Origin of the sequence: Citrobacter sp. Awk 2, from assembly GCF_028069815.1 — a bacterium.
Lineage (GTDB): Bacteria > Pseudomonadota > Gammaproteobacteria > Enterobacterales > Enterobacteriaceae > Citrobacter.
The window spans coordinates 18,590-32,660 of sequence record NZ_JANEWL010000051.1 but is presented as its reverse complement, the minus strand read 5'-3'; the positions used below and the strand labels follow the sequence as shown (position 1 = coordinate 32,660).

13 protein-coding genes are annotated in these 14,071 nt (G+C 52.7%); 5 read left to right on the top strand and 8 right to left on the bottom strand.

What is annotated here, in order from left to right:
- Positions 1 to 91: 91 nt before the first annotated feature.
- From citR to NNO02_RS13760, 3 genes are all read left to right on the top strand, one after another.
- Complete coding sequence (gene citR, locus NNO02_RS13770; protein ID WP_271455040.1) at positions 92 to 1,015, top strand: DNA-binding transcriptional repressor CitR; 924 nt, start codon at positions 92 to 94, stop codon at positions 1,013 to 1,015.
- 145 nt (positions 1,016 to 1,160) lie between these two features.
- The gene (locus NNO02_RS13765) at positions 1,161 to 2,384 is read left to right on the top strand and encodes a phosphoadenosine phosphosulfate reductase (RefSeq protein ID WP_271455039.1); all 1,224 of its coding nucleotides are present in this window, start codon (positions 1,161 to 1,163) and stop codon (positions 2,382 to 2,384) included.
- On the top strand, positions 2,369 to 2,986 hold the full coding sequence (locus tag NNO02_RS13760) for an IbrB-like domain-containing protein (protein WP_137384530.1): 618 nt from the start codon (positions 2,369 to 2,371) through the stop codon (positions 2,984 to 2,986). The genes NNO02_RS13765 and NNO02_RS13760 overlap by 16 nt, the downstream gene beginning before the upstream one ends.
- Here the strand turns inward: NNO02_RS13760 and NNO02_RS13755 are convergent, their stop codons facing one another.
- Positions 2,987 to 4,147, bottom strand: coding sequence for a pyridoxal phosphate-dependent aminotransferase (locus NNO02_RS13755; RefSeq protein WP_271455038.1), 1,161 nt, complete (start codon positions 4,145 to 4,147; stop codon positions 2,987 to 2,989).
- Between the two features lie 132 nt (positions 4,148 to 4,279).
- Here NNO02_RS13755 and NNO02_RS13750 point away from each other — a divergent pair, with 132 nt between their 5' ends.
- Positions 4,280 to 5,368 carry an oxidoreductase gene (locus NNO02_RS13750; protein WP_271455037.1) on the top strand — a complete coding sequence of 363 codons (1,089 nt, stop codon included), beginning with the start codon at positions 4,280 to 4,282 and terminating at the stop codon, positions 5,366 to 5,368.
- Positions 5,369 to 5,466: 98 nt separating this feature from the next.
- On the opposite strand, the gene NNO02_RS13745 is transcribed toward NNO02_RS13750, so the two are convergent.
- The 7 genes from NNO02_RS13745 to entC all read right to left on the bottom strand — a co-directional run bounded on the left by NNO02_RS13745 (position 5,467) and on the right by entC (position 12,900).
- Positions 5,467 to 5,664: a YbdD/YjiX family protein gene (locus tag NNO02_RS13745; RefSeq protein WP_202039182.1), complete on the bottom strand. Its 198-nt coding sequence runs from the start codon at positions 5,662 to 5,664 to the stop codon at positions 5,467 to 5,469.
- A 63-nt stretch (positions 5,665 to 5,727) separates the two neighbouring features.
- Positions 5,728 to 7,833 carry a pyruvate/proton symporter CstA gene (gene cstA / locus NNO02_RS13740; protein WP_271455036.1) on the bottom strand — a complete coding sequence of 702 codons (2,106 nt, stop codon included), beginning with the start codon at positions 7,831 to 7,833 and terminating at the stop codon, positions 5,728 to 5,730.
- A gap of 184 nt (positions 7,834 to 8,017) precedes the next feature.
- Entirely contained in the window at positions 8,018 to 8,431 is a 414-nt protein-coding gene (gene entH / locus NNO02_RS13735) for a proofreading thioesterase EntH (protein WP_137384535.1), read from the bottom strand.
- 2 nt (positions 8,432 to 8,433) lie between these two features.
- Entirely contained in the window at positions 8,434 to 9,189 is a 756-nt protein-coding gene (gene entA, locus NNO02_RS13730; protein ID WP_271455035.1) for a 2,3-dihydro-2,3-dihydroxybenzoate dehydrogenase EntA, read from the bottom strand.
- Positions 9,186 to 10,046, bottom strand: a complete 861-nt coding sequence (locus NNO02_RS13725) for an isochorismatase (RefSeq protein ID WP_271455034.1) — start codon at positions 10,044 to 10,046, stop codon at positions 9,186 to 9,188. Before NNO02_RS13725 ends, entA begins: the two co-directional genes overlap by 4 nt.
- Before the next feature lie 13 nt (positions 10,047 to 10,059).
- Entirely contained in the window at positions 10,060 to 11,670 is a 1,611-nt protein-coding gene (entE, locus tag NNO02_RS13720) for a (2,3-dihydroxybenzoyl)adenylate synthase EntE (RefSeq protein WP_271455033.1), read from the bottom strand.
- Positions 11,671 to 11,724: 54 nt separating this feature from the next.
- Entirely contained in the window at positions 11,725 to 12,900 is a 1,176-nt protein-coding gene (gene entC, locus NNO02_RS13715) for an isochorismate synthase EntC (protein WP_271450163.1), read from the bottom strand.
- A gap of 188 nt (positions 12,901 to 13,088) precedes the next feature.
- On the opposite strand from entC, the gene fepB reads away from it, so the two are divergent.
- A complete protein-coding gene (gene fepB, locus NNO02_RS13710; protein WP_271441924.1) occupies positions 13,089 to 14,045 on the top strand; it encodes a Fe2+-enterobactin ABC transporter substrate-binding protein in 957 nt (318 codons plus the stop codon).
- Positions 14,046 to 14,071: the final 26 nt, after the last annotated feature.

The following is a 14,071-nucleotide window of genomic DNA, read 5'->3' as shown; positions in this document are numbered from 1 at the left end:
AGTTTTATATGTATACGCAATGATAATGCATTACAACTTACACATAACAAAAAAGAATATTTCACAACAAAACTCAAACAGGAATTAGCGTATGGCTAACCTTTACGACCTCAAAAAATTCGATCTCAACTTGCTGGTTATTTTCGAATGTATCTATCAAAATCTGAGCATAAGCAAGGCCGCCGAAACGCTGTTTATTACTCCCTCAGCCGTTAGCCAGTCGTTACAAAGGCTGCGTGCACAATTCAATGATCCTCTATTTATTCGTGCAGGAAAAGGTATTACGCCTACCGTAACGGCGGTCAACCTGCATCATCATCTTGAGAACAATCTCAACAGTCTGGAAGAAACAATAAACATCATGCACAGCTCCAGTCTGAAGAAAAAATTTGTTATTTACAGCCCGCAAATTATCAATAACACGTACGTAACTGAGTTAATTCAATTTATCAGGGAAGACCAATATGTTGAAATTGAACACCATGACATATTGATAACATCGGAAACAGCGGAGGATCTGCTAGCCTACCGTAAAGCAGATGTTGTCATCACCACATCACCGGTTGTTAATCGCTCGATTATATACACGCCATTCAGAACGGTCGAAACCGTATTAGCCTGTAGCAAAAACCACCCCAGAATACATGATAATGTGACTTTAAATGAAATACTTGAGGAGCAATTCACACAACTTATCACTGACGATGCTGGTGTGAAAGAGTACCGTTCTGAAGCAAATTCTTTTATGTCTAATCGTAAGACAGGATTTTGTAGTGATTCGCTAATGTCACTTATCAACATTATATCCCACACGGATATTATCGGTTTTCTTCCCAAAGTCACTTTTGAACTGTACGCCCCTCTGTTTAATTTAAAAGAGGTCAACACAAACCTTAAATTACCATCAATGGTTCTATTTTTAATGTATAACCGGGCATCGCTCAACAATAAAAACTTCGAAGAATTTATCACTAAAATAAGTGAAAGAAACAAACAAAGCATAATACCCCACTGAGAAAATATTATTACAGCAAATAAGAACAACATTTAAATATATTACGTGAATATATTTAAATGTTGCACGCCGCGTAAATTAGCCTATCTTATTGCAAGTATATATTAGAAATGTCACTCGTTTATTCATTCAGTATGGACTTGCTATGTCTGTTTACAAAATCCCACTGAGTCAGAGCGTTCTGGAAGCCGCTCAGGAACGCATCACCTGGACTTTGGAAACACTGCCTCGCGTGTGCGTTTCATTGTCCGGAGGAAAAGACTCCGGACTCATGATGCATCTCACCGCCACTCTTGCGCGCCAGTTACATAAAAAAATCAGCGTATTGTTTATTGACTGGGAAGCGCAATTCTCTTGCACTATCGACTATGTTGAAGCGCTACGAGAACGCTATTCTGACGTTATTGAACGCTTTTATTGGGTAGCAATACCGCTCACCACACAAAATTCTCTCTCACAATTTCAACCGGAATGGCAGTGCTGGGAACCCAATACACAATGGGTGCGACAACCACCAGCAGATGCGATTACCGATCCCAATTTCTTTCATTTCTATCAACCCGGCATGACCTTTGAACAATTCGTTCGTGAGTTCGCTGACTGGTTTTCTGAAAAACGCCCTGCGGCAATGATGGTGGGTATCCGTGCCGACGAGTCATATAACCGTTTTGTCGCCATTGCCCATTCACGTAAGCAGCGTTTTGCCGATGACAAACCGTGGACTACCGCCGCACCAGGAGGGCATACATGGTATATCTATCCAATGTATGACTGGAAAACAGCCGATATCTGGACATGGTTTGCAAAAACAAAAATGTCATGCAACCCCTTGTATAACCTGATGTACCAGGCCGGAGTTCCAACACGATATATGCGTATTTGCGAACCCTTTGGCCCGGAACAACGCCAGGGGCTGTGGCTGTATCATGTTATTGAGCCACAGCGATGGGCAGCCATGTGTGCCCGGGTTAGCGGTGTTAAAAGCGGCGGGATTTACGCTGGTCATGACAATCATTTTTACGGCCACCGTAAAATATTAAAACCAGAGCATTTAAGCTGGCAAACGTATGCCATGCTGCTATTAGACAGCATGCCGGAACAGACCGCAGAACACTACCGCAACAAAATCGCCGTCTATATACAGTGGTACAAGAAAAAGGGGATCGATGAGATTCCTCAATCCCAAGAAAGCGATATTGGTTCTAAAGACATCCCCTCATGGAGACGGATCTGCAAAGTACTGCTGAATAATGACTACTGGTGTCGGGCACTCTCATTCAGTCCCACAAAAATGAAAAACTATCAGCGTTATAACGAACGTATGAAAACCAAACGCCAGGAATGGGGGATCTTATGCAACGACGACTAACTCAGGAACTCACCGGTTTTCTTTCTGGTCTTTCAGAAGAAGAACGAATCGAAGCAATCAATGAATTCAGGATGGCAATCCATAGTGTCAGTCCTTTCCGTGAAGAACCGGTAGACTGTGTTCTGTGGATCAAAAATAACGCAATTTCACCAAATGATTACAACCCAAATAACGTTGCGCCGCCGGAGAAAAAGTTATTGCTGAAATCCATTGAAGCCGATGGCTTCACACAGCCGATCGTTGTGGTTCAATCAGCCCAGGAAGAATATGAAATCGTCGATGGATTCCATCGACATGAAATCGGCAAAAACAAATCATCGCTAAAATCACGCCTGAAAGGTTATCTGCCCGTTACCTGCCTACAACGCGGGCGTCATGAGCGCATGGCGGCGACAATCCGCCACAATCGAGCCCGTGGGCGGCATCAAATCCATGCCATGTCGGAAATCGTTCGTGAATTATCACAATTAGGCTGGAGCGAAGAGAAAATCGGTAACGAGCTGGGGATGGATAGCGACGAAGTCTTACGTCTGAAGCAAATCAACGGTCTGCAAGAGTTATTTGCCGACCGTCGATTCTCCAAAGCCTGGACGGTGAAATAGCTACAGCGCAACCAGGCGTTCTGCCGCTGCCAGCAGCGTCGATTCTTGCTTCGCAAAACACAGGCGAATCAGCTTATGGGGGAAAGGATCGGCGCAGAAAACGGACAGTGGGATCGCCGCCACACCGACCTCTTTAGTCAGCCATTGGCAAAATTCCACATCGTTGAGATCAGAAACAGCACTGTAATCAATCAGCAAAAAGTACGTCCCTTCGCAGGGCAGTATTTCCAGCCGACTGTCACGCAGTGCATTCACCAGCACATCACGTTTTCTCTGATAAAACGCGGGCAGCTCACGGTAGTGCGTCGGATCTTCGCGCAGCATATCCGCCAGCGCCAGTTGTGCCGGCGTGTTGACCGAGAAGGTTAAATACTGATGGACCTTACGTAACTCCGCGCTGATAGCCGGTGGCGCAACACAGTACCCCACTTTCCAGCCCGTCATATGATAGGTTTTGCCAAATGATGAAACGGCAACTGCGCGCTCCCTTAGTTGCGGATGCGCCAGCACGCTGGCATGCCCATGCGTGGCAAAACAGATATGCTCGTAGACTTCGTCACTGACAACATAAATCTCATGCCCGTTAATAGCCTGCCATAACGCCTCAAAATCCGCCTTCTGCCATACCGTAGCCGAAGGGTTATGCGGCGTATTTAGGATCACCAGCCGCGTGCGGTCACTGATTAGCGCAGCAAATTCCTGCCAGTCGACGCGAAAAGACGGTGGTTGCAGCGCGATGCGTTTAACCACGCCGCCGGATAATGCGATCGCAGGCGCATAGCTGTCGTAGCTCGGGTCAAAACATATCACCTCATCGCCGGGACGTACCAGCGCCGTAATGGCGGCATACAGCGCTTCTGTCGCCCCTGCCGTTACCGTCACGTCACTGTTTGCATCCGGTTTGTAGCCATACAACTCGGCGGTTTTATCGGCAATGGCGTCGCGCAGCGGTTGCACACCCGTCATCGGCGCATACTGGTTTGCGCCATGCGCGACGTGATACGCCAGACGTTCTTGTAAAAAGAGTGGACCATCAAAATCAGGAAATCCCTGTGAGAGATTAATCGCCTGGTGCTGCTGCGCCAGCGCGCTCATTTGCGTGAAAATAGTGGTGCCCAGATTAGGCAGTTTGCTTTGCGGAATCAGCGGGTTATTACTCATTATTGTTATCCCAGCGTGTAATGTTGTGGTTGAAGCCACTATAGCACGATGCTAGTATTTGGCAATCAAGACGTTCAGACGTCTATATAAAAATAACCTGCCTGGACAGGACAGTCAAAAGGACAACACAACATGAGTAATACCGAGATTCGCGTCGTCACCGGCCCGGCCAACTATTTTTCCCATCCCGGCAGCCTGTCGAGACTCAACGATTTTTTCACCAAGGATCAACTCTCACGCGCCGTCTGGGTATATGGTGAGCGCGCCATCGCTGCAGCCCGGCCTTATCTGCCTGAGGCCTTTCAACTTGCCGAGGCTAAACGTCTGCTGTTTACGGGTCATTGCAGCGAAACCGATGTTGCTCAACTGGCAACAGAGGCAGGAGACGACCGTAGCGTGTTGATTGGCGTGGGCGGCGGGACATTACTCGACACCGCCAAAGCACTGGCGCGCCGCCTTGGTTTGCCCTTTGTGGCAATCCCAACCATTGCCGCCACCTGTGCTGCCTGGACGCCGCTCTCCGTGTGGTACAACGATGCTGGTCAGGCACTGCATTTCGAAATTTTCGATGATGCCAATTTTTTGGTGTTGGTAGAGCCAGAGATCGTGCTTAATGCACCAGACGCGTATTTGCTGGCCGGTATCGGGGACACGTTGGCGAAATGGTACGAAGCGGTTGTGCTCGCCCCACAGCCTGAAACCTTACCGCTGACCGTACGTCTGGGCATCAACGGCGCACTGGCGATCCGCGACGTTCTCCTTCAGAGCAGCGAACAGGCGCTGGCAGATAAACAGCGTGGTGAACTGACCCGTGCATTTTGCGACGTGGTGGATGCGATCATTGCTGGCGGTGGTATGGTCGGCGGTCTGGGCGAGCGCTATACCCGCGTAGCAGCGGCACACTCAGTGCATAATGGCCTGACCGTCCTGCCGCAAACGGAGAAGTTTTTACACGGCACCAAAGTGGCGTACGGCATACTGGTGCAGAGCGCGCTGTTAGGACAAGATGATGTGCTAACGCAATTAATTACCGCTTATCAGCGCTTCAATTTGCCAACCCGGTTGGCTCAACTGGAAGTGGACATCAATAACCGCGCCGAAATCGATAAGGTGATCGCGCACACTCTGCGCCCGGTGGAGTCCATTCATGCGCTGCCGGTGAAGCTAACACCGGAAACACTGCGTGCGGCATTTGAGAAGGTAGAGACGTTTACGGTGTGACTATGGTGCAGGTTGCCTGATGGCGGCTTCTCCTTATCAGGCCTACGGCCAATGCAATGTTGTAGGCCGGATAAGCGTTAGCGCCATCCGGCAAAAATTCAACAGCACTTCGCGCCGCCTTTCCCCCCATAGCGCGCATCCTGGCGCTCGCGGAAAAATTCTTCATAAGTCATCGGTACCTGGTCCGGGTGCGTAACACGCATATGCTCAACATAGTTGTCATAATCCGGCACACCAATCATCAATCGGGCAGTTTGCCCTAAATACTTCCCAGCTTTAGCGAGTGTTTCAAACATAGTGAGTCCCTGTCGTACAAACGCCCTCCCCATTAAGGAGAGGGCTTTTTCGTTAAGAGAATATTAGTGCGCGCCTTTCGCCTGCGCCACAATCTCTTCAACATTCTCGGGCATCGGTTCGTACGGTGTTTCTTTCGACGTTGGTTTGTCCTCTTTCAACGCTGCCAGCGCAGTTTTAATGGAGAACAGACCCAGTACCACCACGACCACCATGAAGAAGATAGTCAAGCCAGCATCAAGACGGTTGTTAAATACCAGTTGCGTCAGCTGCGACTGAGTGTACTGCGCCGGAATGTTACCGCTGTCGATCATCGCCTGGAACTTGTTAGCGATAGCCAGGAAGCCGATTTTCGCGTCCGGGCTAAACGCTTTCTGCCAGCCCGCAGTCAGCGTACAAATCAGCAGCCAGGCGGTTGGCACCAGCGCCACCCACGCGTAGCGCTGACGTTTCATCTTGAACAGTACGACCGCACACAGCATCAACGCCATACCGGCCAGCATCTGGTTGGCGATACCGAACAGCGGCCACAGGGTGTTGATACCGCCTAACGGATCGACCACGCCCTGGTGCAGGAAGTAACCCCAGGCCAGTACGCACAACGCGGTTGCCAGCAAGTTCGCCGGTAGCGAGTCGGTCCGTTTCAGCCCCGGTGAGACGACGCCCAGCAGATCCTGCAGCATAAAGCGCGCGGCACGGGTACCCGCATCAACCGCCGTCAGGATGAACAGGGCTTCAAACAGAATGGCGAAGTGATACCAGAACGCCACATCCATCATGCCGCCCAGCGCACCGTGCAGAATGTAAGCCATCCCAACGGCCAGCGTCGGCGCTCCGCCTGCGCGGGAAATAATGGATTGCTCACCCACTTCATTGGCAATTTGGTGCAAGGTGTCCGGGGTAATCGCAAAGCCCCAACTGCTAACGACCTGCGCCGCAGAAGCGACCACATCCACCGTACCCGCAGGGGCCAGCACCGCCATCGGGCTGTTCATCGCAAAATACACGCCCGGATCGATGATACATGCGGAGACCAGCGCCATAATGGCGACAAAGGACTCCATCAGCATCCCGCCGTAGCCAATAAAACAGGCCTGTCCTTCATTCGCCAACATCTTCGGTGTGGTACCGGATGAGATCAGCGCGTGGAAACCAGAGACTGCACCACAGGCAATGGTAATAAACAGGAATGGGAACAGGTTACCCGTCCATACCGGACCGGTACCGTCAACGAATTTGGTTAACGCAGGCATCGTCAGCGTTGGACGCATGATCAGAATACCCACCGCCAGACCCACAATGGTACCAATCTTCAGGAAGGTCGAGAGGTAATCTCGCGGTGCCAGCAGCAGCCATACCGGCAACACGGCAGCCACGAAACCGTAGCCCACCAGCATCCACGTCAGCTGTACACCAGTAAAGTCAAAATACGGTGCCCAGGTCGGGCTTTCCGCAACCCAGCCGCCGGAAATAATGGCAAAAACAAGGAATACCAGACCGATGACTGACACTTCGCCAATACGCCCCGGACGCAAATAGCGCAGGTAAATCCCCATAAAAATCGCCAGCGGGATGGTGAATGCGACGGTATAGGTTCCCCACGGACTGTGCGTTAGCGCTTTCACGACGATCATTGCCAACACGGCAAGGATAATCACCATGATCATAAAACAGGCCACCAGCGCAATCACACCGGCTGTAGGGCCCATCTCTTCTTTCACCAGTTCGCCAAGGGAACGACCATCGCGACGGGTAGAAACAAACAGCACCATAAAGTCCTGCACTGCCCCCGCCAGCACTACCCCGGCGAGCAGCCAGATCATCCCGGGCAGATAGCCCATTTGCGCCGCCAGCACCGGCCCAACTAACGGACCCGCTCCGGCAATTGCCGCAAAATGGTGGCCAAACAGTACTTTTTTATCGGTAGGAACATAATCCAGACCGTCGTTATGGCGCACGGCTGGCGTCATACGCGTCGGGTCCAGCGCCAGCACATTTTTCGCGATGTACAGGCCATAGAAACGGTAAGCGATAAGGTAGACACAGACCGACGCGACGACTATCCACAACGCGTTGATCTGCTCACCACGGTTTAACGCAATATAGCCGAGGGCAAATGCTCCTATCACGGAGAGCAATGTCCAGACGAGGTACTTCCCTGATTTGTTCATAGTTGTTATCCGTTGTCTGATCCAGAGAGATGTTACATTTTGTTTCTATAACACCTTTTCTGAATTTAACAACCTGACAACCATGCAAACCCGAAGTATCACTGAGTATTTACATTGCATTGTTAACTAGATCACTTCATTTACCTGTTAACCCTGCAATTTCATTTTACTTTGCCGGGTGACTTCACCCCATCACCGCCGTGCCTAAACGGCAGGTGCAGCAGCGCCGCCCCTGCTCATCAAAGATGACGATTTCCCAGCTTTGATTCTGTCGCCCGAGATGCAACGGCTGGCACACGCCGCGCACTTTCCCCTGCGATACCGCGCGGTGATGCGTGGCGTTCAACTCGGTTCCCACCACGCACTGCCCGTCACGGGTCATCAGATAACCCGCCATTGACCCCAACGTTTCGGCCAGCGCCGCTGACGCCCCACCGTGCAGCAGACCAAACGGCTGATGCGTGCGGCTATCCACCGGCATTTCGGCTTCCAGCACATCGTCTCCCAGTCGGGTATAGACAATGTCTAAATGCGCCACCAGCGTGTTCTGGCTGGTAGCATTCAGTTCATCAAGCGTTAAATGTCGTTTCCAGATCACCGTCATGCTCCCAGTGTCGAACCGCCATCGACCACAATGTCCTGCAACGTAATATGGCTGGCCAGATCGGAGGCAAGGAATAAGATGGTGTTGGCAATTTCCTGAGGACGGGCGATTTTCCCCAGCGGTATACCGAGCTTATACTGCTCGCCAAACCCGCGAATACGCTGCTGTTCCGCATCATCACTCACCCACAGCGTGCGTTGCATGTCAGTGTCGGTCGATCCCGGCGAAACCACATTACAGCGTACCCCGCTACCCGCCAGCTCCAGCCCGACCGTCAGCGCAAGACTTTTCAGTGCGGCTTTTGATGCCCCATATGCACTCATACCGATTCGCGGCGTGTGTGCAGCATCGGATGCGACAGTGACAATCGCCCCCCCCTGCTGACGACGAAACTGCGCCATCGTCTGCTGAAACAAATTAAACGCCCCGCCAACGTTGACGGCAAACGTCTGCTGCCACTCCTCAACGCTTAACGTATCGGTAGCCCCCATGCGCAGGATCCCGGCTGCATTGACGAGGACGTCTAACCGCTCGCTCTGCGACAACACGCGTTGGCATACCTCAGCCACCTGCCCGCCATCCGCCACGTCCAGCACTTCGGTGGTAAACGGATACTCCTGCTGAGAAAACTCGCGATCGAATCCGGTGACCTTCGCCCCGGCATCAACAAACGCCAGTGCCGTGGTGTAACCAATCCCTTTTCCCGCCCCAGTAACCCAGACCGTTTTACCGGTGAAATCAAAGCCGGTCATGACTTCACCTCACGGGAGAGCAGTTTCCACCAGGCGTCAATCGTTGGGTTTTTCGCCAGCATCACAAAGTCGATATCGCCATGCACTTTCCGCCAACGGGCCGCCAGCGCCATCATGCGCACGGAATCCAGCCCGTAGTCGATCAAGTTTTCGTCATCCATTGGCTCTTCAGACTCATCCAACAGCGGTAGAATCACGCCGCGCAGCGCATCTTTGCTGTCCGGAACAGGTGTCGGCAGTAACTCCTGAGTCATCACCACACGACCGGAACGCCCCGCCACGTATTTCAGCGACATCAGGTGTTCATCACGGCTAAAATCTGCCAACGCATCAGCGACCATAAACGGCTTAATATCACGCATGAAGGCATCAGTCGCGGTGGTCATGCAGCCAATATGTGCATATACGCCGGTGATGATCAGCTGGTTACGCCCGGTGTCTCTTAGCATCTGCTCCAGCGGTGAACGATGAAACGCACTGTAACGCCATTTAACCAGAATGGTATCCGCTTCATCCGGCGCCAGCGCATCGACGATTTTTTGCTGTTCAGGCGAGCGCGTCAGGCCCGGTCCCCACATATCGTTCAACAACGCACGGTCTTCATCGCTTTGTTCTTTCGGCTGCGCAGTGTAATAGACCGGAATGTTATGCGCTTTACAGTACTGACGCAGCGCGGCGATGTTGGCCACGACCTGTTCCATCATCGGGCAGTTCTCGCCCCAAAAGCCGATAAAATAGTCCTGCATGTCGTGGATTAGCAGCGCGGCGCGTTCTGGTTCAAATGCCCAGTCAACTTTATTTGCCGGAACATCAAGCGCCGTTGGCAGTGCGTAAGCCTGCAGTTTAGGAATTGCCATGTCTTCTTCTCCTTCAGGCCGGTGAACGTGATGCCAGCCACTGACGTAATTGTTTTTTATCCACTTTGCCGACTGGGGTCAGCGGCAATGACTCAACGCACTCGACACGGTCCGGCAATTTGAATTCCGCCACGCCCTGTTCGCGCAGAAAACGACGGACCTGTACTGCACGCAGCGGCTCTTTAACCACCAGACAGGCGCAACTTTTCTCGCCCATCAGCTCATCGTCCATACTGACCAATGCGGCATGGATCACCATTGGGTGCCGCAACAGCAGGTTTTCAATCTCTTCTGCGGCGATCTTCTCTCCGCCACGGTTGATCTGATCTTTCTCTCGTCCCTGCACCGTGATGTAACCATCCCGATCGATGGCGATCAGATCACCAGAGCAATAGAATCCGTTAGCATCAAACGCGCTTGCGTTATGCTCAGGGCTATTGAAGTAACCGCGGAAAGTGTACGGACCGCGCGTCATCAGGCGTCCCGTCGCGCCCTGTGGTAACGGATTCCCGTCAGCATCTGCCACCCAGACCTCATCGTCAGGGCACATCGGCCGGCCCTGGGTATTGATAATGCGCTCCGGGCTGTCATCCAAACGGGTATAGTTCACCAGCCCTTCCGCCATACCGAAGACCTGCTGCAACTGGCAGCCAATCTCTTCCGGTATGCGAGCGGCAAGCGAAGCCGAAAGCCGCGCGCCTCCCACCTGCAACAGTTTCAGCGAAGCCAGTTGTGTGTTACTACCCCACTCCTGAATTGCCTGCAGCCACAGACTCACCGCTGGCGGTACCAACGCCGTCACGTTTACCTGATGCTGTTCAATCAACGGAAAGCACAACGTCGCACTCGGGTCTGCCGCCAGCACCACAGTTCCCCCCGCGAGGAAAACGCCCAGCGCACCAGGTGAACTCATGGCGTAGTTATGCGCGGCCGGGATCGCGCATAAATAGCGGGTCTCAGCGGTGAAATGGCAAATCTCGTTACTACGGCGCACGCTGTAGTAGTAATCATTGTGGGTGCGTGGAATCAGCTTTGGCGTCCCGGTCGTGCCGCCGGAAAGCTGAAAGTAAGCCACTTCATCAGCCGGTGATGGTGTCGCGGTAAACGCCGTTGCGGGTTGGCTTATTGCCGTTTGCAGATTGTGTTCGCCGTCATCATTGAGCAACTGAACCACGCGCACTGAATTGTGTTCGGCAACAAAGGTATTCAGAAAATCATCGCCACTGAATAACGCATGCTGGCGATCGGCAATCAGTAACACCGGTTTGATTTGCGTTGCGTAGGCGTTAAGTTCGTTGCGCTGATGGCTAAACAGTGCCAATACGGGGGCTACGCCCAGTTTGAGCAGTGCAAAGAAAGTGATATACAACTCAGCCACGTTGCCTAATTGCACCAGTGCGGTCTCGCCGGGTTTGAGCCCCTGATGACGCAGGCTGCAGGCAAGATTATCCGTCGCCTGGTTTAACTGGCTGTAGCTAAGATGGCGTTCCCCGTCAATCACCGCCGTATGGTCGCTATCGGCATGACGGGCCAGAATGTCGGTCAGCGGCAAATCCTGCCAGTAGCCTTTTTCACGGTAGCGGCGGGCAAACTCTTCCGGCCAACGGGTGAAAGGAATACTCATTATTGCTCCTTAGAGCCTGTCGATAAGGCCTGAATAGCCTGATAGACCAGGCGCTTAATGCAGTCCAAAAACATTCAACATGGTGGATAGCTTGGCACCCGTTTCACGCCACTCCGCAATCGGTGACGAGGCGGGCACAATGCCGGCTCCGGCGAAGAAACGTACCTGATTACGCAGCAGTTTCGCACAGCGGATCGTCACCACCCATTCGCCGTTGCCTTGCGAATCACACCAGCCAACAATGCCACCGAAAAGTTCGCGATCGAACGGCTCCAGTTCAGCAATCAGTTTCTGAGCAACCTGATGCGGGAAGCCACTTAGCGCCGGTGTTGGATGCAGCAGACAAGCCAGCGTCAGTGCGTTTTCCTGGGCATTGGCTTTACCTTCAAACGGGGTACCGAGATGCCAGAGCGTGGGCGTGGTGACCAGTTGCGGAGACGAAGGAAGTTGCAGCTCACTGCTGCGATCGCGCAGAACCGCTTTCATCGCCTGGGTGACCAGCTCGTGTTCATGGCGATCCTTCTCGGAAGCTAACAGACGGATCCCCGCCTCCCGGTCCAGAACATCGTCCGGTTGGCGACGCGCAGATCCCGCCAACGGCAGCGAACTGAAATGGTCGCCTTCTTTGCGTAACAGCAATTCCGGGCTGGCGCCGATCAGTACACCGCCATCGTCGATGGGCACATGGAAGTTGTAGCTTGCCGGGTTTTGCGCGATCAGCCGCTCCAGCAGTGCACCACTGTCGATATTGGCGTCGGCGGTCACATCAATCAGGCGTGACAGCACCACTTTGTCGACTTCCGGCGTTGCCGTCAGCGCCGCTGCTCTGGCGACCATATCTTCGAAAAAATCCTGCTCAGGAATCGATTTACGCTCAACGACATTCAGCGACTGATGGGCAGTAAAGTAACGTGCTGATTGCTGCTTTGCCGTGCGTGAGAAGCTTTGCCATGATTGGGGAATAAACAGCGACGAGGGCTGGCGGGTGTCAAAGGGAATGGCCCCTACCATAATGGGGTTTGCGATGCCCTGCGATTTGGCCTGCGCAAACAGTTTGTGCATTTTCTGTTGGAAAGGGCTGTCTGGTGAATCACCATCAATTGCCGGTTCCGCATAGCGGGCGAAGCATCCTGACGTCGTAAAACTACGATACGGCGACATAAAGAAAAAACTGTCGGGAGCGAGAGTTGCCATAGTCTGCGTTTTTTCCTCGGCCAGTGACGTGTCCATATCATCCTCCATAAAATGATAAAGGCTCTAATAATGATTATCATTTATATTTTCGGTCGCTAACCTAAAAGCAAAGCGTCGGTATGTCAACTCTTGTGGTAACACAATGTGCGACTTAGGCTTGCATCCCTGACGCGTAACAATGAAAATGAGAAGCATTAACTACATTGATAACAGGAAGCTTATTTGTGAGATTTTCCGCGTTTTACCGCACTGCGCTGTTACTGGCTGGACTCGCTATTTCAGGAATTTCTTTAAGCCATGCCGCTGACTGGCCGCGCCAGGTTACCGACAGCCGCGGCACGCACACGCTGGAACATAAGCCACTGCGCATTGTTTCCACCAGCGTCACGCTCACCGGTTCTTTGCTCGCCATTGATGCGCCTATCATTGCCAGCGGTGCCACGACACCGAATAACCGTATCGGTGACGCTCAGGGCTTTTTACGCCAGTGGAGCGACGTCGCCAAAGCACGCAAACTGAGCCGCCTGTATATTGGCGAGCCGAGCGCCGAAGCCGTTGCAGCACAAATGCCGGACCTGATTCTGGTCAGCGCCACCGGGGGAGACTCCGCGCTTGCGCTGTACGATCAACTGTCCACCATAGCCCCTACGCTTATCATTAATTACGACGACAAAAGCTGGCAGTCACTGCTGACACAATTAGGTGAAATCACCGGGCAGGAGCAACAGGCAGCGGCGCGTATTGCTGAGTTTGATAAGCAACTGCTCGCGGTAAAGCAACGTATCACCCTGCCGCCACAGCCGGTCAGCGCGCTGGTGTATACCGCAGCCGCGCACAGCGCCAACCTGTGGACGCCGGAGTCCGCGCAAGGCAAGCTGATGGAACAGCTCGGTTTCACGCTGGCGCCGCTACCTGCCGGGCTACATACCAGCCAGAGCCAGGGTAAACGTCACGACATTATCCAGCTTGGTGGTGAGAATCTGGCGGCCGGCCTGAACGGTGAAGCGCTGTTCCTGTTTGCAGGCGACAGCAAAGATGCCGAGGCGATTTACGCTAACCCACTGCTGGCACATCTGCCTGCCGTGCAAAACAAACGCGTTTATGCGTTGGGGACTGAAACCTTCCGTCTGGATTACTACAGCGCGACGCTACTGCTGCAACGTCTGTCGGCTCTGTTTTAATGGCCAGCGCCGGATGCGGCTAACGC

What these genes read in the sequence shown, in the direction of transcription:
- citR (WP_271455040.1), top strand. Translation starts at nt 92, where the DNA reads ATGGCTAACCTTTACGACCTCAAAAAATTCGATCTCAACTTGCTGGTT.
- NNO02_RS13765 (WP_271455039.1), top strand. Translation starts at nt 1,161, where the DNA reads ATGTCTGTTTACAAAATCCCACTGAGTCAGAGCGTTCTGGAAGCCGCT.
- NNO02_RS13760 (WP_137384530.1), top strand. Translation starts at nt 2,369, where the DNA reads ATGCAACGACGACTAACTCAGGAACTCACCGGTTTTCTTTCTGGTCTT.
- NNO02_RS13755 (WP_271455038.1), bottom strand. Translation starts at nt 4,147, where the DNA reads ATGAGTAATAACCCGCTGATTCCGCAAAGCAAACTGCCTAATCTGGGC.
- NNO02_RS13750 (WP_271455037.1), top strand. Translation starts at nt 4,280, where the DNA reads ATGAGTAATACCGAGATTCGCGTCGTCACCGGCCCGGCCAACTATTTT.
- NNO02_RS13745 (WP_202039182.1), bottom strand. Translation starts at nt 5,664, where the DNA reads ATGTTTGAAACACTCGCTAAAGCTGGGAAGTATTTAGGGCAAACTGCC.
- cstA (WP_271455036.1), bottom strand. Translation starts at nt 7,833, where the DNA reads ATGAACAAATCAGGGAAGTACCTCGTCTGGACATTGCTCTCCGTGATA.
- entA (WP_271455035.1), bottom strand. Translation starts at nt 9,189, where the DNA reads ATGACCGGCTTTGATTTCACCGGTAAAACGGTCTGGGTTACTGGGGCG.
- NNO02_RS13725 (WP_271455034.1), bottom strand. Translation starts at nt 10,046, where the DNA reads ATGGCAATTCCTAAACTGCAGGCTTACGCACTGCCAACGGCGCTTGAT.
- entE (WP_271455033.1), bottom strand. Translation starts at nt 11,670, where the DNA reads ATGAGTATTCCTTTCACCCGTTGGCCGGAAGAGTTTGCCCGCCGCTAC.
- entC (WP_271450163.1), bottom strand. Translation starts at nt 12,900, where the DNA reads ATGGACACGTCACTGGCCGAGGAAAAAACGCAGACTATGGCAACTCTC.